Here is a 25,701-nt window from a genome sequence, read left to right on the forward strand (position 1 = left end):
TGGAAGAGATTCAGTTTGCATAAAAACTGTCCTCAATACCTTGTAACACTGTGCGTTCTCCACTTAGTTCTACTTGTCGGATATCATCTTCACAGATTATTTTTAATGTTAAATCTGCCGGAGGTAAAATCCCCTCACCTTTTGACGGCCACTCAACAATCAATAGACTATTATCTTGCTCAAGATAATCACGAATTCCCATCAATTCCAGTTCATATGGATCCTGCAAGCGGTACAAATCAAAATGATAAATTGGCCGATTATCAATATTATAAGGCTCTACCAATGTATACGTTGGACTTTTTACTGCCCCCTGATGTCCCAGCGCCTGTAACCAATAGCGGGTTAATGTGGTTTTACCTGCCCCTAAATCACCAATCAAAAATACCAGACCTGCACCAAAACCTTGTACTAAAGCCAAAGCCAGTTTTGCAGTGTCCTGCTCGCTTGTTAATCTAAGATTTAGATTGTCACTCATCACACTATCACTTTATAAGAACCACATTCATCATATCATTAAGCATTATTTTGAGCGAATCATGATGTTGTATTTTGCAGCAATTATTAAAGCTCGAGCGCTCAAACGAATTCATAAAATTGGTTGTGCAATAACAGCAAAAATAAAAATATCGTGTCTTGCCCTATCGCAATACCCAATCTGAGCGAAAAACCTTTAAAATATGAAACCAAATCTTACTCAACTATTTTATCTATGCTGCAATCAACCATTATTCCCCCAATGAGAGAAGGTGTCAGTGCCAGCACGGTTTTTTTACCCAAAGATTCACCGCATCAAACGATTTTTGAATTTTTATCAGGCCAATTTTCCCATGTGCAGGAACAGGAATGGAAACAACGCTTTGATGACGGTTTGGTGATCAATCAGCATGGTGAAAGCATTGATATTTTGAGTCCGTATGTCGGTGATCAGCATATTCATTATTATCGTCATTTGGCACATGAAACCGAAGTTCCTTTTGCTCATCAGATTATTTTTGAAAATGAACATTTGATCGTAGTGGATAAACCGCATTTTTTAACGGTTAGCCCCACCGGACAATATGTACAACAAACCTTGCTTACCCGATTAAAAAAAGCAACTGCAAATCCTCTACTGAGTCCAATTCATCGACTAGATCGGGAAACTGCCGGACTGATTCTATTTTCAAAACAAGTAGAAAGCCGGCATCTTTATCAACAACTTTTTGTAAAAAAAGAGATATACAAGACTTATCATGCCATTGCCCCGTTTTTGTGCCGCCTAAATTTTCCATTTAGATTTTCTGCTTGCATGCAAAAGGGCGAACCTTTTTATCGTATGAAAATCGTTGAGGGAGAAAGCAATAGTGTGACCGATATTGCACTGCTTGAACACAATCAAAACTGGGCAAAATATCAATTAAAACCGATTACCGGAAAGCAACACCAGCTTCGGGTACATATGAATGCACTCGGTATGCCATTAAAAAACGATCGTCTTTATCCTGAGGTTCAGCATTTAGAAATGGAAGATTTTTCCAATCCCTTACAATTATTGGCAAAAAAAATTGATTTTATTGATCCACTCACACAGCAGCATTTTTATTTTTGTTCTGGTTATGACTTGTTGCTGCCCGAGCATTGACAGCAACAAGTATTTAAAGAATGGATGGAGTGATCAAGTAAACAAGTTACTTACTAGCGCATGGTATGCCACATTCGCCGCAAGTGCCAATGCCATATATACACCTAGATAAGCTTTATTCGTATTCATAATACCTACCTCTCTAACAGACAATGATTTGTTTTTTTGCATGGTTAAATCCTTCTATGCAATTCTTCCCTGACCACAACTTTACGAAAATTATCCAAGCAATAACTATGCCGTAATCACTACACCATAATAACTGCGAGAATAAAGTCGATTAAATTAATCAACTTAAAAATAACGAATCCCCATATTTATACAATTTTTGCCTATTTTGCAAGCAACATTCATTGCATAAGCTCAAATATCAATGTAAAGCAAACCAAATACTGATAAGAAGGCTACACAATTAACACTACGTAAACGCTCTAAACTTCCTCATTGCTAGAGACAATTTATCTTAAATGAGCATTTATGCGGCTTTTTAACCCAAATGAGATGAATGGCATTAATATTGCTTATTTAGTATTACTATTTTTTAAAAAAGTAATACTAAGCGGTAGAGCCTATGTCAAATACACTTCTATCCAGAAACCACACACTGCTGCTCAGTCTGGCATCTTTTCTGATCCCAATCCTGATCTGGTGTGCTGTCAGCTATTTACCTTTTATCTGGCATCCGCAGGTACAAGTAACCAACTCGGGTGATGTGACTTATTTTCAGGTCAATAGCCGGGTAGCCAAAGATGTGTTCTATCAAGAAGCACAAAATGCAGTAAATCGGGGAGAAACCCCACCTCAAGGCAAATTGGTCAATCCGATTTATTTGCCTGCACCGCATGAAGTTGCTAGAGCTTTAGTCACCTCGTTTACCACACCGCCTGTTCAAGCAGATGCACCATGGTTGCATCAAAGTTTGTGGCATAGCATTAAAATTGTTTTTACTGCCTTTATTATTTCATCAATTATCGGTGTGCCTTTGGGCATTCTATGTGGTTTCTCTAGTGTTATTTCCAGACTGACCGAACCTTTTGTCGAGTTTTTCCGTTATTTACCGGCACCCGCATTCGGTGCGCTGGCTGTGGCAATCTTAGGCATCAATGATGCACCAAAAATTGCCATCATTGTCATCGGTACACTATTCCAGCAAATTCTGATTATTGCCAATACCACCCGTATGGTGGATCGCGGTCTGATTGAAGCTGGATTCACCCTTGGCACCAACAAACTAAAAAGCCTGTTTCATGTGGTGATTCCTGCGGCATTGCCTGATATTTATCAGAATCAACGGGTATTACTAGGCTGGGCATGGACGTATTTGATTGTCTCCGAACTGATTGGTGCAACATCGGGCATTACTTGGTTTATCACCCAGCAGGCACGCTATCAAAACTTTGCCAATGTCTATGCTGCAATCCTGATCATTGGCGTAATTGGTTTAATTACGGATTTTATCCTGATGAAACTCGGTGAACGCCTATTTAAATGGAAAAAAGGAGCAAAGTAAGATGAAACAAGACTTCAATGCCGAAAACTATTTTAATCAAATTTATGCTCGCCCCGTCATTCTGGAAACTCAAGGCTTATCCCAAGTCTTTCAACATGATCACATAAAACGCACAATTTTAAAGCAAATTGACTTAAAAATTCATCAGCGTGAATTTATTTGTATCATTGGCCCATCAGGCTGTGGGAAATCGACTTTAAGTCGTGTAGTTGCTGGTCTGGATGATTTTGACAGTGGTAAAGTGCTGGTCGATGGCAAGCCAATTCAAGGCACCAGTCCTGAACGTGGTATGGTCTTTCAGGGCTATACCCTGTTTCCATGGAAAACGGTAAAAGAAAATGTCATGTTTGGTCCTTTAATGAAAGGCATCAGCCGTACTCGGGCAGAAGAAATGGCACGGGAATGGATCGGTATTATTGGTCTGGAAAAATATGAAAATCAGTTTCCGCATGAATTGTCCGGAGGAATGAAACAACGGGTTGCCATTGCCCGTGCGCTGGTCAACGAACCCAAATTATTATTAATGGATGAACCGTTTGGTGCGCTTGATCCTTATACCAGGCAAAAGATGCAGAAGCATTTATTAGACCTGTGGCAAAATATTGATATCACGATTTTGTTTGTCACCCATGATATGGACGAAGCCATCTTATTGGCAGATCGCATTGTGGCACTTAAAGCCAATCCCGGTGAAATCAGGGAAATTATCGAGGTCAATTTACCTCGTCCAAGAACGCCTGATATCATGCAAAGTGACGAATTCAAGCAGCTAAAAGCCCATGTCAATCATCTGGTACATGCCCAGGATGATATAGAAATCGATCCTGCCATGCAGAATCTGCCAAGCATTCCACGAATGACACAAGTGAGTACACAAAAGTAATTTTGCAAGGCCTTGGGACGACCCAACTGCCTTAATCTATTGCTGGACGACCAGCCTGATGGTGAATTCAAATGCATGAAGATAACTATGTTCTACCCATGGTGGATATCTCCAAACTTTCTAGTCCAAATTTGGCTGATCGACTTGACGTTGCAAAAGCCCTAGATCAAGCCTGTAAAGAGGTTGGTTTTTTATATATTAAGGGTGATCAATTTAATCCTCAGTTATTTACACAAATTCAGCACATTGCAAAAGCCTATTTTGCCCAAGAAGAAAAGCTAAAAATGCAGCATTATATTGGCTTATCAGAAAATCACAGTGGCTATGTGCCCATTGGTGAAGAGCAATTTGCATCCAATACCTATGATTTAAAAGAAGCCTATGATGTCAATTATGATTATCCGCTTAGCACACCACGTCGCCCTTTGTTAGGTCCTACTTTGTGGCCAGATTTTCCTGAATTTCAGACTCAGGTGCTTGCCTATTACCAACATGTCAAAACTGTTGGACATCAAATATTTCAGGGCTTTGCACTGGCATTGGGCTTGAGTGAAGACTTTTTCACCCCACATTTACAACATCCGCCTAGTCAGTTACGTTTAATCCATTATCCCTACAATCCAGCTGCCGAAGATAGCGTCGGAATTGGTGCGCATACCGATTATGAATGCTTTACTTTGCTATTACCGACGGCTCCCGGGCTACAGGTGTTGAACAAACAGGGCGAATGGATTGACATTCCATTGATTGAAAACAGTATGGTGATGAATATTGGTGACATGATGGAAATACTTTCCAATGGCCGTTATCTTGCCACCAAACATCGGGTGAAACGGGTACAAGAAGAACGCTATTCTTTTCCGCTATTTTTCTCCTGTGATTATGACTATGTCATTGCCCCTGTGATGCCAAATGAGGCGCCAAAATATCAGCCCCTCAAAGGTGGCGATCATTTATTTAATCAGACAGCGCAAACTTTTTCTTATTTAAAACAGCGAATCGCAAAAGGAGAATTAACCTTAAACAATGCGATTCCCTTATCTTCTTTTGGTCTGGCAGAACAACAATAAAACACAGGAGAAATCTATGCATTTAATCCATGATATTTTAGCCAGATTGCCTATCAGCGATTTAACGCAGTGTGCTTTACCCCATTACCTGCTGGGTGCATTTAGACGAAAAAGTATCACTTTTTTTAATGGACTCACCGATGAAGACACCATTGTTTACTGGTTTCAGTCCAAGTCATTTAGCATAGATCTACGTTTAAGTGATGCACATAACACGTCAATTTATGATCGACAAGGCTGGATTGGCGATACGTTATGGGACGAAAAAAACCAGTTATTATCCTGGCATATTGAACAAAGTTATCAGCCTCGTACACAGTGGCCAGAACCGGCCAAACTTTATCCGATTGGTAATTGTATTCTGGAGTTTGCTCCATCTGGTGCTTATGTGGAGGACTGGCGACAACAAGCAACGACAGGGCTTTTTTTGGGTTTAAGATTAAAACAAGTCGAGCACATGGCCACACAACAGCAATACAAAATGGAGGGTGGACTGATCATTAGTGGCCAACATATCGCAATGGTACAAAGTCGTTTGCCTGAGATTGAAGAAAAATTTACACATATTGCTGATCTAAGAAAAGCTGCTCAACAACATATCCATGATGATGACATCAACAGTTATGAGGTTTCTATTGCACTAGGCAGTGATGAAATTCGTTATAGTACAATATCGGAACATATTGGCACCGCTATCAATCTGGACCAATTTGAATTACTGCAAAATGGTCAACTTAGACAACAAAAACTTTTGCACGGTACAGAGTATTTCTTTTATTATGAACTGGATTTTTACTCGCCCGATTTTCATTTCATCGGTCAATCGCCCGCCAGCGTTGATGCCATTGCATGGTCAAAACGGGAACAGCAACATTTGTTTGAACATGCCAAAATCGTGACATAATATTTGGAATTCTTTATATGTCCTATGTCTTTCTGGCAATTGCCATTATTTCAGAAGTGATTGCCACATCCGCCTTAAAAGCATCAAATGGTTTCACTGTGCTGGTCCCGTCTCTGATTACCATTGTCGGTTATGTGATTGCTTTGTTTTGCTTGTCGCTAACCCTCAAAACCATTCCGGTTGGCATTGCCTATGCAATCTGGTCAGGTGCAGGAATTATCCTGATTTCAACTGTAGGCTGGGTACTTTATAAACAACAACTGGATCTGGCGGCATTGATTGGTTTAGGGCTGATGATTAGCGGGATTATCGTCATCAATGTATTTTCCAAAAGTACACAGATTTAATTTTGTAATTTGAATAATAATCGACTTTACTAATAAACCGTTTTATTTCAGCAATAAAACGGTTTTTATTTAGAATGGATCAGGCTTATTGAATCGAATCCAGTAATTTTGCAGAAATCAATCCATCGGCATCCACTTCGGTTGTATAAATACCATTTTCGACATTAAATTTATTGACGTGATAGGTCGAACCATAAATCGAATCAAAGCCATTGCCTTTTACAAACACCTTTTTATTGGCTGCGACATCCAGTAAATGCGTTCCACCCACAAATTGTTCGTATTGCGCAGGATCAACGCCCACCCGATTTGCCATGATTTTAACTGCATCAGCATGAGTAGCAGGATCATTGATATATTTGACAGTTTTATCCCATACCTGAATGACTTTTTTCCAGTCTTCTTCATGTGCAGATAAATGCGACATATTCACCGACAAAGTGTCATAAATTAATCCCGGTTTATCTTTAGAGCTATAGATAATTTTGGAACCTGCCACCGCTTTAAGTGCCTGATTGGCGACAGGCTGCCATACTGCAATTGCTGCAATATCCGGGCTGGCAAAAACTTGTGGCAATTCATTGGTCACGGAATTGACCAGTTTGATGTCGGATAAAGGAATTTTGGCATCATCCAGTGCAGTAGATAACAGTAAATGATCGACCAGACCTTTTTCGGTTGCAACAGACTTCCCTTTTAGATCGGCAATAGTATTGATACCGTCTTTGGCAATAATCACATCATTGCCTGCGGAATAATCAGTTGCCATGATGATAATTCCCTTGGTGCCACCAGTAGAGGTAATTAGGTTATCACCATTGGTGACCAATACCGCATCGAGTTGATTGGCAGAAAAAGCATTCAGTGAAGAGGAATAATCAAACCACTTGAATTCGACATTCAAGCCTGCCTCTTTAAGCCAGCCTTTTTCAATGGCCACTTGCCAAGCCACAAAACCAGGCCAATCACTATAACCAATGGTAATCGGTTGAGTGGTTGCAGTACTTGATTGTTCGGATTTTGCCTGAGCTTCCGGTGTTTTTGCAGTATTGTCACAAGCTGTTAGCAGCATGCCAAAAACCACTGATAAAGAAAGTGTTGCTGTACGAATCATCATGTCATTCTCCCGAAATTGGAAATTTAGCGATTTGCTTGAGAAGAAGATTGGCGTGCAGCAATATAATTTCGCCACCCGCCGAAATGGCTGATATTGACAGCATCCTGAAGCGCATAAGCTTCACAAATAAAGCCTTTTACCCATGAGCCATCTTGTAATTGCACATTGCCAATGCCTAAAGGCGCTGGAACTTCGGCAACAATTGCACCAAACAATGCGTTTGGAATTTCCCATACCTCTACCGCAATACACTCCCCCTGTTCGACATATTGCAGGCCGGGTTTGGGTGGTGTGGTATTGTTTAAGGCATACAGTTGATAATGTGCTGAGGTCTGTGTTTTTTGTAGTAAAACCCCTTGTCGTGTGGTCAACTGAAAATTCAGTGGCATCCCACTTAAATGTGCGCCTACCACTGCCAAACGAACATAATGCGAAGATTCAATTGCCACACTCGGCTGATAAAACTCAGGCAATGCCTGTGCTGAACAACCGACTGCCAAATTGCCCAATTCCTGCCATTGTTGTCCAAAGCGCGCCAATGCCTGATCGTGCCAAGCTGGGGCAATAAAAGTGACACCTGAAGGTAAACCATCTGCACGGATGACATTCGGCAATGCTAAAGCACTTAAATCCGCCAGATTCACAAAATTGGTATAAGCACCCATGTGACTATTTTTATTAATAGGATCGGCTTCAACATCTTCGATGCTATAGATGGTGGGCGCAGTTGGTACCATAAGCGCATCATAACCGGTAAGTACAGTTTGAATCTGACGCTGTAAATGAGCACGATCATATTCTGCCCGCATGGCATCGGTGGCAGCAAATTGGTCTGCCTGTGCAATGATTTGCGCAATCACCGGATGACATTGTTCACGCCTTACCAAACGCTCTACCGCAACAGTTCGTTCTGCCACCCATGCCTTGTTATAAAGTGCTGCTGCCAATTCATTAAAGATAGAAAAATCAATCGATGCTACTTGATATCCAAGCGTTTTTAGCTTTTCGATGGCGAGTGTAAATGCCTGTTGACTTTGTTCATCGCCATACCATTGTAATTGCTTTGGAATTGCAATTTTATATTTAGAAAAAGAGGCCGGAACATTTTCCGGGTGATGGCGTGAATAATCATCTTGTGCATCATAACCTTGCATGATCTGTGCAACTTCCCAAGCATCATCGACATTCAAGCTAAAAATTGAAATCACATCAATTAAACGACAGGCAGGAATTAAGCCTTTACTGGAAAACCAACCTTTGGTTGGCTTTAAACCCACAATATTATTATGCCCCGCAGGAACACGCCCTGAGCCTGCGGTATCGGTACCCAAAGCAAAAGGCACCTGCCCTTTGGCCACTGCGACCGATGATCCGGAACTGGAACCACCGCTGATATATTCGGGATTAAAACTGTTTTGCACCGCACCATAGGGAGAACGCACACCCACCAGTCCTGTGGCAAACTGATCCAAATTGGTTTTACCAATCACGATTGCACCAGCCTGCTTTAATTTCGCCACCACAGTTGCATCCTGTTCGGCCATATAAGCTGCATCAGGACAGGCCGCAGTGGTATAAAATCCTGCAACATCAATGTTGTCCTTAACCGCAAAAGGTATGCCGTATAAAGGCAGTGCTTTGGCATGCTCATGACTTAATGCATCAATCTGCTGTTGCAGCTGCTCTCTACTGGCCAGAGAAATCCAGGCATGATTGTGGTTATCTATACTTGCGACATAACGATATAAATCATCAAGTTCAAAATATTTTTCTTGATAGGCAGTTCGCCAATCCTGTAGTGTCCAAAATTCTTGCACAGTTTCACCCTACTCGTTTTGTTGTAATGGCGGCATAACAGCATCCATCAATTCTAGATGCCCCTTGATCACCCCTTTGATGGCAATAAATTGCTGGCTAATACAGTCCAGCTCGGTGCTTACCCCTTGTAATAGCATGACCTCCAACACCTTGTCCTGATCAAGTTGAACAGTGAGAGAACTAATCACCTGTTCCAGATATTGATGCTGTAAGTCCCCAATCTGGATACGAATATTGGGAAAGTTACGGTCATATAACAAGGTTAAAGTCCCCACCATCACCGCATTGGAAATGGCCTGCTGCGCAATCAGACGATGATTGATCATATCCACCAGCGCCTGCGAACGACTGTCAAAACCCTGATCATCGACCATAATATCCAGTGCCTGTAGCGTTTCTTCAGGTAAGGTAATACTGATTCTGGTAAGCTTTTGTTTTGCCATTGATTTGCACCTTAGTGTTTATTCAGATCATCATAGTATGTCTGATAAAAGCGAGCGCGTGCAGCAAAAATCTGGGCCAGTCGTTGTAAAAGCCATATCGCAAATTGATTGCTGTGATTGAGGCAATGTTTCATGCTTTTCTCCTTAGTATTACTTTTTACAAATTTCGTAATACTTATTTTTTATAAAGCATGATTTATGCCAGTTTTAGCAAAGAAAATATCCCAAAAAAGAAAGAAACATGCACTATATTTGATCAAAGTAAAAAGTATGATGTGATAAACATGCTTTAAAAGAGTTCTATTGCTGTTTTTTTTACTTTAATACGCATCCTCAAATTTAAGGGACACAATCTATATGCAGCAGAAAAAACTTATTTTATATTCGACACCATTGTCAGGACACTGTCATAAAGTTGAACAATTCCTGTTATTTCTTGATTTGCCTTATGAAATTATTCATGCACCAAGTGAAATACGAACAACTGAAATGTTTAGGCATTTAAATCCCTTGCAACAAATCCCCATTTTGATTGATGACCAGAAAACTATTACTGATAGCAATGCGATCTTAATTTATCTGGCAAAACAATATGCCCCAAACAGCCACTGGTTACCCGAAGATCCTATGGGTGCCGCAGACATTCAACGATGGCTCTCTATTGCAGCAGGCGAAATAAAATATGGTTGTGCAATTGCACGAGCAGTGAAGCAATGGGATTATCAGGAAAATTTAGAGCATGCGCAAACAATCGCAAAAAGAATATTGATATTTATGGAACAGCACTTGCAACAGCGAGAATGGTTGGCAACAAAAAACATAACCATTGCTGATCTATCTTGTTATGCTTATATTGCTCATATCCCTGAAGGGGGAATTTCTTTGGCGCCTTACCCTGCTATTTGCCAGTGGCTTAAACGAATTGAAATATTACCAAAATTTAAGGCGATGCCAAAACTACAGCATTATATTGATGACGACACTATTTAATCTTTACATAGAGTAATGAGCTATATTTTTAACATAGCCCATACTTTTTTAGTTCATTGAAGCCAAGGTAAACAACACCTGCCCTGTTTTGACGGTATGGCCTTTTTCTGCCAACACTTCATGTACTTTCATTTTTTCCGGTGCGACGATTGGAATTTCAATTTTCATGGCTTCAATCACTGCCAATATCTGCCCTTCCTCGACAATATCACCAACAGCACATTCAACTTTCCAGATTGAACCCGGCATATGCGATTCCACTGCCAGTCCGTTTTCTGGAATAATCACTGCACTGTCATCGTCGATTTCATCTGCTGAATCAGACACATATTCTGCCAATCCTGCCTCATGCCAGCGACGGCGTTCCGCTTCAAAATTTTGCTGTTGTACCTGTTTAAAGGCATGAATACTGTCCTCATGCTCATTCAGGAAATCATTGTATTGTTTTAGGTTTAATATGCCATCTTCAATACGAATGGTTAAACGTCCAGCCTTGAAGTCATCACGCATGATCAGTAATTCTTCTTCACTGACTTCATAAAATTTGATCTGATCAAAAAAGCGTAATAACCACGGTTTATTGGCGTCAAAGTTGGCGTTTTTACGGTAGCGGCTCCACATTTGCGTGGTACGTCCAACAAACTGATAACCACCCGGTCCTTCCATGCCATAAACACACATATAGGCACCACCAATACCGACGGCATTTTCAGGTGTCCAAGTTCGTGCAGGGTTATATTTTGTGGTCACCAAACGATGCCGTGGATCAAGCGGGGTTGCAACAGGTGCACCTAAATAAACATCTCCGAGTCCCATCACCAGATAATTGGTGTTATACACAATATCCTTGACCGCCTGTTTCGATGCTAAACCATTAATCCGACGGATAAATTCAACATTATCTGGACACCACGGTGCATCTGCACGTACCAATTGCGTGTATTTTTCGGTGGCAAGCCTGGTTTGTGAATCTTCCCAAGCCAGCGGTAAATAAACTGTCCGTGACGGCACCTGCATATTTTTAACATCAGGTAATTCCATTTCTGCCTGTTGCAACAAAGTCAGCAATTTTTTCTGATCTAAAACTGTCGAATCAAAATGAATTTGTAGTGAACGAATGCCCGGGGTAAGGTCAATAATACCTTTAATATCTTGATCTTTAACCCATTGCATCAAAGCATGGATTCTAAATCTAAGATTCAGATCGAGTACCAAATCACCATATTCAACCAGCAAATAATGATTGCCTGCCGGACGATATACCACGCGTGGCACATCACCTTGTCCTGCTAGCGTTGCCAATACTGCATCTTTTAGGGTATCTGTTTCAACCTCAATCTCCGGTAATTGAGTTAGATCAGCGACATCTTTGCTTTGTATCAGATCACAATAAGCAAAGTTTAATGTTTGTGCCTGTGTATAGCTGATTGGGATAAACTTCACCTTATCATCAGCTTTTAGTTGTCCGAGTTTCCATAATTCGGAATGCACCACCACCGCAGGACAGACAAAACCGCCTAGACTTGGACCATCAGGTCCCAGAATAATTGGCATGTCCCCAGTGAAATCAATGGCACCAATGGCGTAGGCGTTATCGTGAATATTTGATGGGTGTAAACCGGCTTCTCCGCCGTCGGTTCTTGCCCATTGTGGTTTTGGACCAATTAAGCGAATTCCGGTGCGGCTAGAGTTATAATGGATTTCAAATTCATGGGCGAAGAAAGTCTCAATATCCTCTGGGGTAAAGAAATCCGGGGCACCATGCGGCCCATACATCACTGCAATTTCCCAGTGATGACCAAATTGCGGTATCTGTTGTACAGTCAGGTTATTGTGCTGTTGTTGCGTTGTAGGCGTTTCCGTAATCGGCAACATATCACCGATTAATAAATTACGTCCGGCATGTCCGCCAAATTGTCCTAATGTAAATGTTGCCTGACTCCCCAAATATTCGGGAAGGTTTAAACCACCTTTAATTCCGATGTAACTGCGGCAACCTGTAGTTACTTTTCCACATTTCAGGACTTGTCCTTTTTTCACGGCAATAGTGCAGTACATAGCAAGTTTTTCACCATCAAGCACAGCCTGCATCTCACCGCCTGTTAATACAATCTGGCTGTCGCAATGAAATTTAAGCGTAGGTCCTTGCAAGGTACATTCCAGCCCCGCAGTATTAAACGGATTGCCAAGTAACTGATTGGCCATATTTAAACTTAAAGGATCCATTGCACCCGATGGTGGCACACCCACATCCCAATAGCCCAAACGTCCGGTGACATCCTGCACCGCAGTTTGAATCCCTGCCTGCAAGACTTCAATTTTTTGGGTTTTCCAGACAAAATCATTTAAAAATCGTGTGGTTTGTGTGCCGCTGTTAAATACCTGACCTGCGACAATTTCCTGCAAATATTCAAGATTGGTTTCAATGCCTGCAATACTGGTGTTTGCTAATGTATCCGACATCGCCTGAATTGCCTGCTCACGGTCGGCAGCAGTCACAATAATTTTGGCAATCATCGGATCATAAAAAGAAGAAACATAAGAACCAGTTTCCACCCAGGTTTCGATACGGGCATTCGGATCAAACTTAACTTCTGTCAGTAAGCCTGCACTGGGCTGAAAATTTTTAATCGGGTCTTCGGCATATAAACGTACCTGAATCGAATGACCCTGCGGTGCATTCACTGTTTCCGGTAAAACGAGATCACCACTGGCAAGCGTCACCATCCACTCCACCAGATCTATGCCAAACACCTGTTCGGTCACACCATGTTCAACCTGCAAACGGGTATTGACTTCCAAAAAATAAAATTGCTGATCTTCATGTTGGGCTTCGGTATCCATCACAAATTCAACTGTCCCTGCCGAACGGTAATTCACCGATTGCATCAGTTGAATCGCCACCCGTTGCAGATAATCACGCTGTGTTTGAGATAAATGCGGTGCTGGCGTTTCTTCAATTACTTTCTGATTACGGCGTTGTACCGAGCAGTCCCGTTCACCGAGTGCCAGCACTTTGCCTTGACCATCACCAAAAATCTGTACTTCGATATGACGGGCATGCTGGACAAATTTTTCCAGATAAAGTCCTGCATCCTTAAAGTTGGCTTGCGCCAAATAGGACACGGTAGCATAGGCTTCTTTTAATTCGGCTTCATTCCAGACCAGACGCATGCCGATCCCGCCACCGCCTGCGGTACTTTTTAGCATTACGGGATAGCCAATTCGGGCAGCTTCGGTTAATGCTTCGGCTTCATCTGCCAGTAAATTACTCCCCGGTAATAATGGCACCTGATTTTCAATCGCCAGTTCCCGTGCAGTATGTTTTAAACCAAAATCCCGCATTTGCTGTGAGGTAGGCCCAATAAAAGCAATACCACGTTGTTCACACAAATCACAAAATGCAGCATTTTCCGATAAAAAACCATAACCCGGGTGAATCGCATTTGCCCCACTTTGCAAGGCAATTTGTAGAATTTTTTCAACATTCAGATAACTTTGGCTGGCTGGTGCTGCCCCGATACAAAAAGCTTCATCGGCAAGACTGACATGTAGTGAATCACGATCAGCTTCGGAATAAACTGCAACCGACTGAATCCCGAGACGTTTTAAGGTACGAATAATCCGGCAGGCAATTGCGCCACGATTGGCAATCAAAACTTTATTAAACATGTATTTGCCCCTTATTCTGCATCACGCACGATGAGCTGAATCCGTGTCGGATTATAGGCATTACAGGGGTTATTCAGTTGCGGACAATTGGAGATCAACACGATCAAGTCCATGTCGGCCTGAATCTCCACATATTTACCCGGTGCAGAAATCCCGTCATCAAACTTGAGATGACCATCTGAAGTGACAGGTACATTCATAAAGAAGTTAATATTGGGTCCAATATGGCGAACATTTAAACCATGTTTTTTTGCAACCGGATGAGTGGCCAATGCATGCATAAAATTATTGCGGCAACTGTGCATTGGATATTTATCATGGGAATAACGTACGGTATTACTCTCGCAGGAACAGGCACCGCCCAATGTGTCATGCCGCCCACAATTGTCATCAACAATGGTGGCAATCGCATGGCCGAGATTGGTATATAACGTGGTGCCTTTTTCCAGATAAATTTGCTGATTTTTGGCAATGGTATCAGTTGCACTATAACGTTCCTGTGGATTGGCTGCACTGATAAACAACGTATCCACTGCTTGATTGCCTTCTAAATCCACTATACGAAAATATTGCCCTTTTTTAACTTCACACATCCATCCTTCGCCAGCAGGACAGACTTCACTTAATAATTCGTGTTCAAAATGTTGTAATGCCAAATTTGTCATTGTTATTCTCCTGATATTAATAATTGTCTAATGCAAAATAACGCTGATTATTGGCAAAACCATTCTGATTCTGATGACATGAATCTCGGCAAATATCCTGTTGCAGCAATGGCAAAGCTTTAAATAAACGCAGTTGTACATCGGCAGGTTGATAGTTTGCTGCCGCATCCAGTGCATGCGGTGCAGCAGACAGAAATACCAAGCAATCCATTTCAAAACGTAATTCAATAATCTGTCCGGAATTATCTGAATCACAATAAGAAAGTGCTCCTGAATCATCAGGACTGACTTTGGAAAATAAATTTACCGTAGCAGTTAAATCCTCAACACCCAGAGAAAATTTGGTCATTTCTACCAGCAAACTGTCCAAACCATTTTGATACATGGCATTGCGCGCATCCTGAAAAGTCTGTATGCCAAAATGATCCTGAATCTGTTCCGCTGTACTCGGACCACAGATCGCATCATTCCAACCATGATCATCGCGAACAATCGATGCCATCACATGACCAAGATCGGAATACAACACATTGCCGATTGTTAAAAATGCCGTATGCTGGGCCTTTAAACTGTCCGGCATATTAAAGCGTTCCAACTTTTCTTGTGCATTGACACAATACAAAGATACATTGGCATTGCTACCCAATGCTTCAAATTGTAAAACTGTGCCACGCGGTATCCGTCCAGACCAATGATGACCACCGGGTAATAATTCTTGCCAGAGTGCCTTTTGCTCATGATATTTCGATGTGTTCATAACAACTCCTTGCGGATAAATCGATTCAGTTTTAGAAATGAATAGCGAGATTCATCTCCTGACCTCCCGGGCTTTTATCCCTCCGTGTAGTTCTTACGAACCGTCATCTCTCGGTCCAGTCATGTTGATCATTGCAACATCGGAACCCTAGATCACTTTTTGCTGTTCATAAACTAAAAGCAAAGCTTATGCCAATTTAGTATTACGATTTTCATAAAAAGTAATACTAAATTGGTGCAAGAAAAATTTTTGCCACGGGAAACTGCACTAAAACTCAGCAAATCGGCAGTGATTCCTTTGATTTTGACCACAAACGAGTAATTTAGAGTTGGTATAGTTTTTGATATAACAAAGATAGAAAAGTAATTGCCTTAACTAAAATTGTAGAAGAATGGAAGAATTGGTCTATAACAACTGACGCAATCCATTATATAGTTATGGCGTAGTTTATTGGCGAAGATTGGAAAGAAACTCATGCAACGTAATGACTGGACAAGACAAGAAATTGAAGCCTTATATCAACAACCTTTTATGGATTTGTTGTTTGAAGCCCAGCGCCTGCATCGCCAGAATTTCAAAAAAAATACCATTCAGGTCAGTACCCTGCTCTCGATCAAAACCGGCAAATGCCCAGAAGATTGTAAATATTGCTCACAATCAGCACGTTATGATTCAAAACTCGAAGCGGAAAAGCGTATTGCAGTAGAAAAAGTCATTCGTGAAGCGATTGAAGCAAAGGAATCCGGTTCTTCCCGTTTTTGTATGGGCGCTGCATGGCGTAATCCACATGAACGCGATATGCCTTATGTGCTGGAAATGGTACGTGAAGTTAAGGCATTGGGTATGGAAACCTGTATGACTCTGGGGATGCTCAATGCCTCACAGGCAGAACGTCTAAAAGATGCCGGACTGGATTATTACAATCATAATCTGGATACTTCACGTGAATATTATTCCAATATCATCAGTACCCGAACTTTTGATGACCGACTAGATACCCTAGATCATGTGCGTAATGCTGGTTTAAAAGTATGTAGTGGCGGGATTGTCGGTTTAGGTGAATCACAACAGGATCGTATCGGCTTACTTTATGAACTTGCCACGCTGCCAGTACATCCGGAATCAGTACCGATTAATATGCTGGTACCGATCGAAGGAACACCTTTGGCAAATGTAGAAAAACTTGATGTGATTGAATGGATTCGTACCATTGCCACAGCACGTATTTTAATGCCAACCAGTTATATCCGTTTGTCTGCGGGACGTGAGTCTTTAAGCGACTCCGATCAAGCACTGGCATTTATGGCAGGTGCAAATTCCATCTTCTCTGGTGAAAAATTGCTAACCACGCCAAATGCCGGACAAGGTAAAGATCAGGCATTATTTGCCAAACTTGGCCTTGAAGCAGAAAAACCTAAAGTTAGTGTACGAGAAACGGCGGTTGATGCGATGGCTGGTTAATCCAGCCTCGCCCAAGGCCAAAGACTTATTGAAGAACAGCTTCTATAAAAGTGATTATTCCAAAATATTTTCAAAATCATAATGGGATGGATACAGCTCCGCCTGATAGAAATTGACCTCACCTTCCGGATAGACATCACTGATCAAAGACGTTAAAACATCAAGCTGTTCAGCGTTAGCATCACTTAAAATTAAAATAATCTGTTGATCCAATTCTACCGTAATGGCATTGATGCCTTTTTTTAGCAACTCGTCGAGCACGTTTTCCAGACAAATTGCCCGATAGGTGTCCGGATCAATTTCAGTTTCACCATCCAGATCATCTTCATCATCATGATCGGTTTCGAGTTCCTGCTCATCTTCATCACCCGGACCACTCAGGTAATAGGAAATTCTCTGAACGACAGTGGATAAATCAAGATCATATTTATTTGCAATGTCCAGCTGTCCAATATCATCTTCAAGTTCCCACAGCCAATCCTTGACATGACCACTGGCCACATATTTTTCAGATTCAGGGAATTCTTCCAGCCAGACATTAAACCATGTAGTTAAAGATTCTGTATTGAGCACTTCGGGAAAATCTTTGGGCGTTAATTTTGGAAAAACATTGATCAGCGCATCACGTAATTGTACTGGTTCGGACATTGTTCTCTCTCATGTTGTTATATTTGCTGTCCATAAGCATAGATCAAAATTGTGCCAGGGTCACCCTGTCATTGCCACCATAGTCCTGAATTGACGTAATATTTTTATAATGATTTTGTTTAAATCGTGTTTGTACCGCTTGTGCCTGATCAAAACCATGTTCCAGTACCACCCAACCATTGGGTTTGAGCCAATAGCGCGCAGTAGTAATAATATGTTCCAAATCTGCCAAACCGTGTTGATCTGCCACTAAAGCCCGTTGAGGCTCATGTTGCAGGTTCAGCACATGTGGATCCTGTGGATCGATATATGGTGGATTCGACACGATTAAATCAAATTTTTGTGCAGTTAAGGCTTGATACCATGCCCCCAAAGCAAATTGTACCCGATCCAAACCATGCCTTATCGCATTTTCTTTGGCAACGTCCAATGTGGCAGCATAAATATCTGTAGCGGTGATATGCCAGTGTGGCCGTTCAGAAGCCAGAGCCAGTGCAATTGCCCCGGTTCCCGTGCCCAGATCAACCACATTGGCCTGATAAGGTAAATCCAGATTCAATACGGTTTCAATCAGAATTTCGGTATCCGGACGCGGTACCAGTGTATCTGGTGTGACCTTTAAATCCAGTGTCCAGAATGGTTGTGTTCCGGTGATATAAGCCAAAGGCTCACCTTTGGCTAGACGCATCAAACCATCAAGATAGGCTTGTTCCTGCTCGGCAGTTAAGGCTTGCATCATATGCAATTTGAGTTCTAGTGCCGATAATTTTAAAATATGCTCCAATAGCCATGTCGCCTCCTGACGTTCATAGCTATCTGCTTGTCCTCTTAAGCTTAAGGCTTGTGCAATTTTCAAAAATAATGTCCAGAAAAAGAGATTTAATTCAATTAACCGCCATTTTCCTGCGCCAGCATCGCCAATTGATCGGCCTGATATTCACGATGTAAACTATCCAGCAATTCTGTTAAATCACCTTCCATAACAGCATCGAGTTTATACAAGGTTAAGTTGATACGATGGTCGGTCATGCGACCTTGCGGATAGTTATAAGTTCGGATACGTTCGGAGCGATCACCGGAACCGACCAGATCACGACGCATTTCAGAAGTTGCATCAGCCTGTGCCTGACGTTTGGCATTTTCCAGACGAGAAGCCAGTAAAGCCATGGCCTTGGCTTTATTTTTATGCTGTGAACGCTCGTCCTGACATTCCACTACAGTACCGGTTGGAATATGGGTAATCCGTACCGCAGAATCAGTTTTGTTAATGTGCTGACCACCCGCACCTGAAGCACGATAAGTATCGATACGCAAATCGGCAGGATTAATCTCCACACTGGTATCAATATCGACTTCCGGTAAAATTGCTACTGTACAGGCCGAGGTATGTACCCGACCCTGTGATTCAGTTGCAGGTACACGCTGTACCCGATGCGCGCCACTTTCAAATTTCAGGCGACCATAGACACCATCACCATCAACCCGACAAATGACTTCCTTATAACCGCCATGTTCGCCTTCATTTTCGGACAGAATTTCAATACGCCAGCCTTGTGACTCGGCATATTTACTATACATACGAAATAAATCACCGGAAAAAATCGCAGCTTCATCACCACCGGTTCCGGCACGAATTTCCAGAAATGCAGCATTGGCATCATTGGGGTCTTTTGGAATCATCAAAATGTTCAAACGCCCTTCCAGTTCTTCTAAGAGCGTTTTATTACTTTTGATTTCTTCTTGGGCCATTTCCTTAAAATCTGGATCGGCAAGCATTTCTTCTGCGGTGGCAATATCTTGTTCGGCCTGAGTATATTGCTGCCAGACTTCGGTAATTTCCTGCAAATCACTATGTTCACGGGAGAGTTTACGAAATTTGTTATTATCGGAAATCACTTCGGCATCCGCCAAAAGTGCAGTTAATTCCTCATAACGATCAGACAATTGATCTAAACGTAAACGTAGTGACTCTTTCATATACTGACTTTCTCAATCCATCTTGTTCATGCAATTACAACATCACATGAAAACGGTAATTTATAAAATGCCGCATAGTTTACCTATTCTTGTCGATAAATCCTACCTTGATTGCTGATAGCACTAAATTAAACTTTTAAAATTGCACTTTAAACTTGCATCACATTTTGATCTTAGAACACAATAAGCATCACTTTGTCATTACAATTGGTAAAATTTCTGCAACACAAGGCTACCCAAAAAGAGCATTCGATAAAAATCTCTTCATTTTTAGCAACAGGCAGTTTGCTACAGTGCATTCATTGAAAAATTTTGATACATCTTTAGTGGAGATAGATATGCAAACTGCAAAATGGATTTATACCGCCCTGTTCTCGAGTAGCCTGCTGGTTGCAGGCAGTAGTTATGCAGATAGTACCACCCGTGTTGCTGCCGCTGGTGCATTAGGCAGTGTCGTCGGTAATGTGGTTGGACAATCGGTAGGTGGTTCTAACGGTGCAACAATTGGTTCGGTTATTGGCGGTGCCGGTGGTGCCGCAGCAGCAAGTAAAAAATCTACCCGTACCGAATCGGCAATAGGTGCAGGACTAGGCTCAGTCGCTGGTGGTGCCGTCGGTAAAAGCATGAATGGTTCTACCGGTCAACTGATCGGTGCTGCGCTGGGTGCTGCGGGTGGTGGCGCTTTGGGCAATAAAATTGGTGATGACCGTAATGTCAATCAACGCAGTAACTATAAAAAGGTAAAATATTCTCCACGTCATAATGACTGGAAAAAAGGTTATCAGAAAAAATATCGCTAAGCCTTTTCTGATTCATCATTCAAAGCGTAGCCTTATCCTAAACTAATATTAGAATAAGGCTATGTTTTCATCTATTAAAGTATTAAGGATTTTTTGTACTTCGACTGCTATTTTTTCTAAAAAGTGCCTTACAAATCTGTATAAAACAGACCGGACAAAACCGCTATAATTTTTTTATGATTTAAATTTCCGGACATTGTCAGTGAGCACAATACAGCAGTGTAAATTTTCTATTTTAGAACTCGCCCCAATCCATGATCATGGTACTGCACAACAAGCCTTACACCAAGCACTCGATTTGGCACAACATGCCGAAAAATGGGGTTATCATCGTTTCTGGATTGCCGAGCATCATAATATGTCCGGTATTGCTAGTTCCGCCACCAGTGTCCTACTAGGTTATCTGGCAGCCAATACCACAACATTACGTTTAGGTTCTGGCGGTATTATGCTCCCAAATCATGCTCCGCTTGTTGTCGCCGAACAATTTGGTACTTTGGCAACCTTGTACCCCAACCGCATTGATCTAGGTCTGGGCCGTGCACCGGGTACAGACCCAACCACCATGCGTGCCCTAAGACGAGGTCGTCAGGAAACCGAAGATCAATTTCCGCATGATGTGCTGGAAATTTTAAATTACTTTGATGATGCCAAACCAAGACAACAAATTGTTGCAACACCCGGAGAAGGTACCCATGTACCGGTATATTTATTGGGTTCAAGTTTATTTAGTGCACAACTGGCTGCGCGTCTGGGTTTACCCTATGCTTTTGCTTCACATTTTGCCCCACGCATGATGATGCAGGCGATTCAATTGTATCGGGAAAACTTTCAGGCTTCCGACGATCTGGAAAAACCATATGTCATTTTAGGAGTGCCCAGTCTGGTTGCGGACAGTGACGAAGAAGCGGAATATCTGGCAACAACCATTTATCAGCGTATTTTGGGATTAATTCGTGGACAATCCATCAAATTAAAACCACCGATTGAGTCCATGCATGGATTATGGAATGAAGCAGAAAAAAATACTGTACATAATTTTCTTGGTGTTGCCAAATTCGGATCACCACATACCGTAAAACAGCAATTGATAGAATTTTTAAATGTCACACAAGCAGATGAATTAATTTTCACCTGCGATGTTTATGCGCCTGAGGCACGATTACGTAGTTTTGAATTACTTAAACAGCTACAGGATTAAACCTGATAAAACCCCTTTTTGCGAAATGGCTCAGAATCTTCGATACTTATTTCAACCTTCATGTATTTCAATCTTAAATAGGAAGATTCTGATGGAATTATTTTGCATTTAAACCACTATCGCAAAGCACCAATATAATGATGTGGCACTTGCGCCTTAAACACTTCTTCTTCACTGATTTGATCTTCATTTGATTCGGCTGATGTCGCTGTATCAACCGAGAGATATTCTTGTTGCTGTACAGCTTGCTCGTGCTCAGGCTGAATTAAGTTTTTTAAACGCAATGCATAACGCTCTAACTCTGCATCCTGTGTCCCCAATGCAAGATCAATGATATATTGTGCATAATTATGATTTTCAACCAAATAACTGACATCCATTACTCGACCAGATACACGTCTTAACCGCACATACATTTGTGTGGCAATTGCAAATATATCCCGGTCAGAACTTAAACTATATTGTACCGAACTATTCATAAGCATATCTTCCTTAGCAACTGAACTTCATACGCACCATTTGATTACAAATTTTGATGCGGCAATCATCGATCAGTAAAACAGCAAAAAAAATGCCAAGTTTTAAAATATCTGCTTATTTATCCAAAACTTGTGATTATCATCACAAAATAAACAGGAATAAAAAATTAAACAGAGTGTTTCGACTGAAAATACGTTAAACTTTGCCATATTTCGCACCTAATAATTTTGGTTTATTAATTTTATGAATAGCTCTTTGCGTTTAAACACCTATTGGATTACTTGTGCTGATGGTCTGGAAAACCTGTTACAAGAAGAAATAGAACAGCTTGGTGCAACCATTACCGAACGTAAAATGGGTCGTTTAATCATTCAGGGTACACTGGAAACAGCTTATCGCATCTGTATGTGGTCACGCCTTGCCTCACGGGTACTTGTGCCTATTTTTCAGCACGAAATTGAGTATCAGCATGATGCCCGTGATGTCGCCGAAGAATTGTTTGAGGCTGCTGTAAATTTTGACTGGTCACTAATTTTTGCACCACAAAGTACCTTCGCCATTCGCCTACACACCGAACGTGAAATCCGAGTAAATCCACAGTTTGCCACTTTAAGGGTCAAAGATGGTGTAGTGGATAGCTTTATGGAAAGTCAAGGTCGACGTCCAAGCATCGACATTAAACAACCAGAAATCACCCTCTATGTATTGGCAGGTAAGGATGCACATATCTTCTGTCTAGATTTATCTGGTGATAGTTTACATAAACGCGGTTATCGCCGTTATATGACCGATGCACCGATTAAGGAAAATCTGGCCGCAGCAATCTTGCAAAAAGCTCAGCTAAAACAGAAACAACACGATTTAATTCTTGATCCTATGTGTGGTTCGGGCACATTTATCATCGAAGCATTGATGATTCTGACCGATCGTGCACCGGGTATGGTACGTCGTTTTGGCTTTAATGGCTGGCATGGCCACGATCATGATCTGTGGCAAAGTATCAAAAAAGAAGCTGTTGAGCGTCATTATGCAGCACTGGAACAACCATTGCCCAAATTTTATGCCTTTGATGCCGACTGGGAAGCTGTAAAAGCCACTCGTCAAAATATCATTGCCGCAGGTTTTGAACGCATTATTGATGATATCCGGATTGAAGAACGGGTATTGGGAGATTGGCCTGATTTTCAGCTTGAAGAACAGCAAAAAGCCTTTATTGTGACCAATCCACCATATGGTGAACGTCTAGGGGACAAAGCGTCCAATCGTGCGTTATATCAGGGTTTATCCCTACTATTACAGGAAACTTTCCCAAATCAGTCTGCTGCCGTTATCGCTGCACAAATTGAACAGGCTGATGTATTAGCACTTCAACATACCGAAACTTTACGTTTAATGAATGGTAAATTACCCATTTACATTCGTTTCGGAGAAATCAAACCACTCGGTATCAACCAGCCATTTTTAGCCACATGGCAACCACAAGCTGTTGAAATCGAAGGTGCACAGGACTTTGCCAATCGCTTGCAAAAAAATATGTCCGGCTATAAAAAATGGGCCATCAAGGACAATATTTATTGCCTACGTTTGTATGATGCCGATCTGCCCGATTTTAATATTGCGGTGGATTTATATGGTGACAAACTGCATGTACAGGAGTATGCACCACCTAAAACCATCGATCCAGAAAAAGCCAAAAAACGCTTTAATCTGGCACTCGCAACGCTGCGTGCTGTCACAGGCTTAAGCCGTGAAAATATCTTTATCAAAACCCGTGCCCGTCAGGCTGGTAAAACTCAGTACGAAAAACAAAGCAGCGCATCAAAACGCTTTATCGTACGTGAAGGTCAAGCCAAACTTCTGGTTAATTTGACCGACTATCTGGATACCGGTTTATTCCTTGATCACCGTCAGATTCGTTTACAGATTGCCAAAGAAGCCCGCGGCAAGCACTTTTTAAATCTGTATAGTTATACCTCCACCGCAAGCGTACATGCGGCTTTGGGTGGTGCTGCCAGTACTACGAGTGTAGACTTGTCTAACACCTATCTGAACTGGTCCAAAGAAAACTTTGTGTTAAATGGCCTTACTGTTGATCATCCTGATGAGCAACACCAGTTTTTTGAAAGTGATTGTTTTGAATGGCTTAAAGAAGGTCATGAGCAATATGATCTGATTTTTATTGATCCACCTACTTTCTCGAATTCCAAGAAATTCTACGGTACCTTTGACGTACAGCGTGATCATTTATCCTTATTAAAACGTGCTATGAATCGTTTAAGCACAGATGGTACCCTGTATTTTTCCAATAACTACCGCGGTTTTGAACTCGATGAAGAAATCGAAGCCATGTATCAGGTGGAAGAAATCACCCACTGGACCATTGGGCCGGATTATAAACGCAATCAAAAAATCCACCGTGCCTGGAGGATTCGCCATTATCCAGTTTAATGAGGATTTTGATATAAAAATGGGGCGTTGTCATTGCAGCGCCCCTTTTTATTTTAAAGTCACTGATTATTTTTGTTCGGGATAATTATAATCGCCCCATTTACTGGTTTTAATACCCAAACCATGTAGGGCCTCAATGAGTTTTACCGCAGCCGTTACGCCATCAATCACTGGAATATCAATTTCTGCGGCAACACGTTCGGCAAGTTTTGCCATACCACCACACCCCAGCACAATCGCCCCAATCCCGTCTTGCTGTTTTGCTGCAAGGCAATTTTCCAGCAACTTTTGATAGGTTGCCTGTTCATTATTTTCCAGATCGAGAACGGGCAAATCAATACAGCGAATCTGTGCGCATTTATGGGCAAAACCATATTGGTGCAATAAATGTTCCGCAATAATTTTAGTACGACTTAAAGTAGTTACAATCGAAAATTTGGTCGCAATCAGCGTTGCCATATGAAAAGCCGCCTCCGCAATACCAATCACAGGTGCATCAGCCACTTCCCGCGCAGCATGTAACGCCGGATCACCAAAACAGGCAATCACATGACCGTCTACACCCTGCTCTCGACCTTGTTGTACCAGTTTTAATACACCAATGGCAGAAATGGCTTCATCATAATGACCTTCAATAGAAGGCACACCCTCTTCCGGAGAAACCGCAATAATTTCGGTATTCGCTACCGCAACTTTGTTGGCACTTTCTCCAATTGAAACGGTCATTTCTAAAGACGTATTGGGATTAATAACTTGTATACGCATATCTAACCTTTCTACCCATAATTCATAGCCTAAAATACATAAAACATTTTTATTTCAGGTTGTGCCTTGGTCTGTGCAGGAAAATCCAGCAACAGAACCAACCCGATACTTTTGTTCAATA

Annotated in this window: 23 protein-coding genes and 1 riboswitch; of the genes, 11 read left to right on the forward strand and 12 right to left on the reverse strand. The window is 41.6% G+C overall.

Going from position 1 to position 25,701, the window contains the following annotated elements; genetic code table 11:
• Positions 1 to 10: 10 nt before the first annotated feature.
• Positions 11 to 478: a tRNA (adenosine(37)-N6)-threonylcarbamoyltransferase complex ATPase subunit type 1 TsaE gene (gene tsaE, locus CAP51_RS10635; protein WP_087620730.1), complete on the reverse strand. Its 468-nt coding sequence runs from the start codon at positions 476 to 478 to the stop codon at positions 11 to 13.
• Positions 479 to 712: 234 nt separating this feature from the next.
• Between tsaE and CAP51_RS10640 the strand changes: the two genes are divergently transcribed.
• The 6 genes from CAP51_RS10640 (at position 713) to CAP51_RS10665 (ending at position 6,338) form a co-directional block, all read left to right on the forward strand.
• Positions 713 to 1,624: a pseudouridine synthase gene (locus CAP51_RS10640; protein WP_087620731.1), complete on the forward strand. Its 912-nt coding sequence runs from the start codon at positions 713 to 715 to the stop codon at positions 1,622 to 1,624.
• Positions 1,625 to 2,195: 571 nt separating this feature from the next.
• Positions 2,196 to 3,134 (forward strand): ABC transporter permease, encoded by a 939-nt coding sequence (locus CAP51_RS10645; RefSeq protein WP_087620732.1) that lies wholly within the window; start codon positions 2,196 to 2,198, stop codon positions 3,132 to 3,134.
• Between the two features lies 1 nt (position 3,135).
• Positions 3,136 to 4,017 carry an ABC transporter ATP-binding protein gene (locus CAP51_RS10650; RefSeq protein ID WP_087620733.1) on the forward strand — a complete coding sequence of 294 codons (882 nt, stop codon included), beginning with the start codon at positions 3,136 to 3,138 and terminating at the stop codon, positions 4,015 to 4,017.
• 71 nt (positions 4,018 to 4,088) lie between these two features.
• Positions 4,089 to 5,087 (forward strand): isopenicillin N synthase family dioxygenase, encoded by a 999-nt coding sequence (locus tag CAP51_RS10655; RefSeq protein WP_087620734.1) that lies wholly within the window; start codon positions 4,089 to 4,091, stop codon positions 5,085 to 5,087.
• A gap of 16 nt (positions 5,088 to 5,103) precedes the next feature.
• Positions 5,104 to 5,991 (forward strand): hypothetical protein, encoded by an 888-nt coding sequence (locus CAP51_RS10660; protein ID WP_087620735.1) that lies wholly within the window; start codon positions 5,104 to 5,106, stop codon positions 5,989 to 5,991.
• Between the two features lie 17 nt (positions 5,992 to 6,008).
• The gene (locus tag CAP51_RS10665) at positions 6,009 to 6,338 is read left to right on the forward strand and encodes a DMT family transporter (protein WP_087620736.1); all 330 of its coding nucleotides are present in this window, start codon (positions 6,009 to 6,011) and stop codon (positions 6,336 to 6,338) included.
• A gap of 85 nt (positions 6,339 to 6,423) precedes the next feature.
• On the opposite strand, the gene CAP51_RS10670 is transcribed toward CAP51_RS10665, so the two are convergent.
• From CAP51_RS10670 to CAP51_RS10680, 3 genes are read right to left on the reverse strand one after another with little or no spacing between them, the layout of a single operon-like run.
• The gene (locus CAP51_RS10670; protein ID WP_087620835.1) at positions 6,424 to 7,452 is read right to left on the reverse strand and encodes an ABC transporter substrate-binding protein; all 1,029 of its coding nucleotides are present in this window, start codon (positions 7,450 to 7,452) and stop codon (positions 6,424 to 6,426) included.
• Positions 7,453 to 7,478: 26 nt separating this feature from the next.
• Positions 7,479 to 9,272 carry an allophanate hydrolase gene (atzF, locus tag CAP51_RS10675; protein ID WP_087620737.1) on the reverse strand — a complete coding sequence of 598 codons (1,794 nt, stop codon included), beginning with the start codon at positions 9,270 to 9,272 and terminating at the stop codon, positions 7,479 to 7,481.
• A 9-nt stretch (positions 9,273 to 9,281) separates the two neighbouring features.
• Positions 9,282 to 9,716, reverse strand: coding sequence for a CopG family ribbon-helix-helix protein (locus CAP51_RS10680; protein WP_087620738.1), 435 nt, complete (start codon positions 9,714 to 9,716; stop codon positions 9,282 to 9,284).
• Between the two features lie 357 nt (positions 9,717 to 10,073).
• Between CAP51_RS10680 and CAP51_RS10685 the strand changes: the two genes are divergently transcribed.
• The gene (locus tag CAP51_RS10685; RefSeq protein ID WP_087620739.1) at positions 10,074 to 10,706 is read left to right on the forward strand and encodes a glutathione S-transferase family protein; all 633 of its coding nucleotides are present in this window, start codon (positions 10,074 to 10,076) and stop codon (positions 10,704 to 10,706) included.
• Positions 10,707 to 10,754: 48 nt separating this feature from the next.
• On the opposite strand, the gene uca is transcribed toward CAP51_RS10685, so the two are convergent.
• Genes uca through CAP51_RS10700 form a run of 3 tightly spaced genes read right to left on the reverse strand, consistent with a single transcriptional unit; the run spans position 10,755 to position 15,800 of the window.
• Positions 10,755 to 14,378, reverse strand: a complete 3,624-nt coding sequence (gene uca / locus CAP51_RS10690; protein WP_087620740.1) for an urea carboxylase — start codon at positions 14,376 to 14,378, stop codon at positions 10,755 to 10,757.
• Positions 14,379 to 14,389: 11 nt separating this feature from the next.
• Complete coding sequence (locus CAP51_RS10695) at positions 14,390 to 15,043, reverse strand: urea amidolyase associated protein UAAP2 (RefSeq protein ID WP_087620741.1); 654 nt, start codon at positions 15,041 to 15,043, stop codon at positions 14,390 to 14,392.
• Between the two features lie 16 nt (positions 15,044 to 15,059).
• Positions 15,060 to 15,800 (reverse strand): urea amidolyase associated protein UAAP1, encoded by a 741-nt coding sequence (locus CAP51_RS10700; protein ID WP_087620742.1) that lies wholly within the window; start codon positions 15,798 to 15,800, stop codon positions 15,060 to 15,062.
• Positions 15,801 to 15,861: 61 nt separating this feature from the next.
• Positions 15,862 to 15,962, reverse strand: a riboswitch (guanidine-I (ykkC/yxkD leader).
• A gap of 312 nt (positions 15,963 to 16,274) precedes the next feature.
• On the opposite strand from CAP51_RS10700, the gene bioB reads away from it, so the two are divergent.
• Positions 16,275 to 17,261, forward strand: a complete 987-nt coding sequence (gene bioB / locus CAP51_RS10705) for a biotin synthase BioB (RefSeq protein ID WP_087620743.1) — start codon at positions 16,275 to 16,277, stop codon at positions 17,259 to 17,261.
• Between the two features lie 54 nt (positions 17,262 to 17,315).
• Here the strand turns inward: bioB and CAP51_RS10710 are convergent, their stop codons facing one another.
• From CAP51_RS10710 to prfA, 3 genes are read right to left on the reverse strand one after another with little or no spacing between them, the layout of a single operon-like run.
• A complete protein-coding gene (locus CAP51_RS10710) occupies positions 17,316 to 17,909 on the reverse strand; it encodes a hypothetical protein (RefSeq protein ID WP_087620744.1) in 594 nt (197 codons plus the stop codon).
• 43 nt (positions 17,910 to 17,952) lie between these two features.
• Entirely contained in the window at positions 17,953 to 18,765 is an 813-nt protein-coding gene (gene prmC / locus CAP51_RS10715) for a peptide chain release factor N(5)-glutamine methyltransferase (RefSeq protein ID WP_087620745.1), read from the reverse strand.
• 32 nt (positions 18,766 to 18,797) lie between these two features.
• On the reverse strand, positions 18,798 to 19,886 hold the full coding sequence (gene prfA, locus CAP51_RS10720; protein ID WP_087620746.1) for a peptide chain release factor 1: 1,089 nt from the start codon (positions 19,884 to 19,886) through the stop codon (positions 18,798 to 18,800).
• Positions 19,887 to 20,224: 338 nt separating this feature from the next.
• Between prfA and CAP51_RS10725 the strand changes: the two genes are divergently transcribed.
• Both CAP51_RS10725 and CAP51_RS10730 read left to right on the forward strand, forming a co-directional pair.
• Positions 20,225 to 20,686 carry a glycine zipper domain-containing protein gene (locus CAP51_RS10725; protein WP_087620747.1) on the forward strand — a complete coding sequence of 154 codons (462 nt, stop codon included), beginning with the start codon at positions 20,225 to 20,227 and terminating at the stop codon, positions 20,684 to 20,686.
• Between the two features lie 202 nt (positions 20,687 to 20,888).
• Positions 20,889 to 21,887, forward strand: a complete 999-nt coding sequence (locus CAP51_RS10730; protein WP_087620748.1) for an LLM class flavin-dependent oxidoreductase — start codon at positions 20,889 to 20,891, stop codon at positions 21,885 to 21,887.
• Between the two features lie 116 nt (positions 21,888 to 22,003).
• Here CAP51_RS10730 and CAP51_RS10735 read toward each other — a convergent pair whose 3' ends face one another.
• Entirely contained in the window at positions 22,004 to 22,366 is a 363-nt protein-coding gene (locus tag CAP51_RS10735; protein WP_087620749.1) for a hypothetical protein, read from the reverse strand.
• Between the two features lie 244 nt (positions 22,367 to 22,610).
• Here CAP51_RS10735 and rlmKL point away from each other — a divergent pair, with 244 nt between their 5' ends.
• Positions 22,611 to 24,815 carry a bifunctional 23S rRNA (guanine(2069)-N(7))-methyltransferase RlmK/23S rRNA (guanine(2445)-N(2))-methyltransferase RlmL gene (gene rlmKL, locus CAP51_RS10740; protein ID WP_087620750.1) on the forward strand — a complete coding sequence of 735 codons (2,205 nt, stop codon included), beginning with the start codon at positions 22,611 to 22,613 and terminating at the stop codon, positions 24,813 to 24,815.
• A gap of 66 nt (positions 24,816 to 24,881) precedes the next feature.
• On the opposite strand, the gene CAP51_RS10745 is transcribed toward rlmKL, so the two are convergent.
• Positions 24,882 to 25,580 carry an aspartate/glutamate racemase family protein gene (locus tag CAP51_RS10745; protein WP_087620751.1) on the reverse strand — a complete coding sequence of 233 codons (699 nt, stop codon included), beginning with the start codon at positions 25,578 to 25,580 and terminating at the stop codon, positions 24,882 to 24,884.
• Positions 25,581 to 25,701 lie beyond the last annotated feature (121 nt).

This window comes from Acinetobacter populi (assembly GCF_002174125.1).
Classification (GTDB): Bacteria; Pseudomonadota; Gammaproteobacteria; order Pseudomonadales; family Moraxellaceae; genus Acinetobacter; species Acinetobacter populi.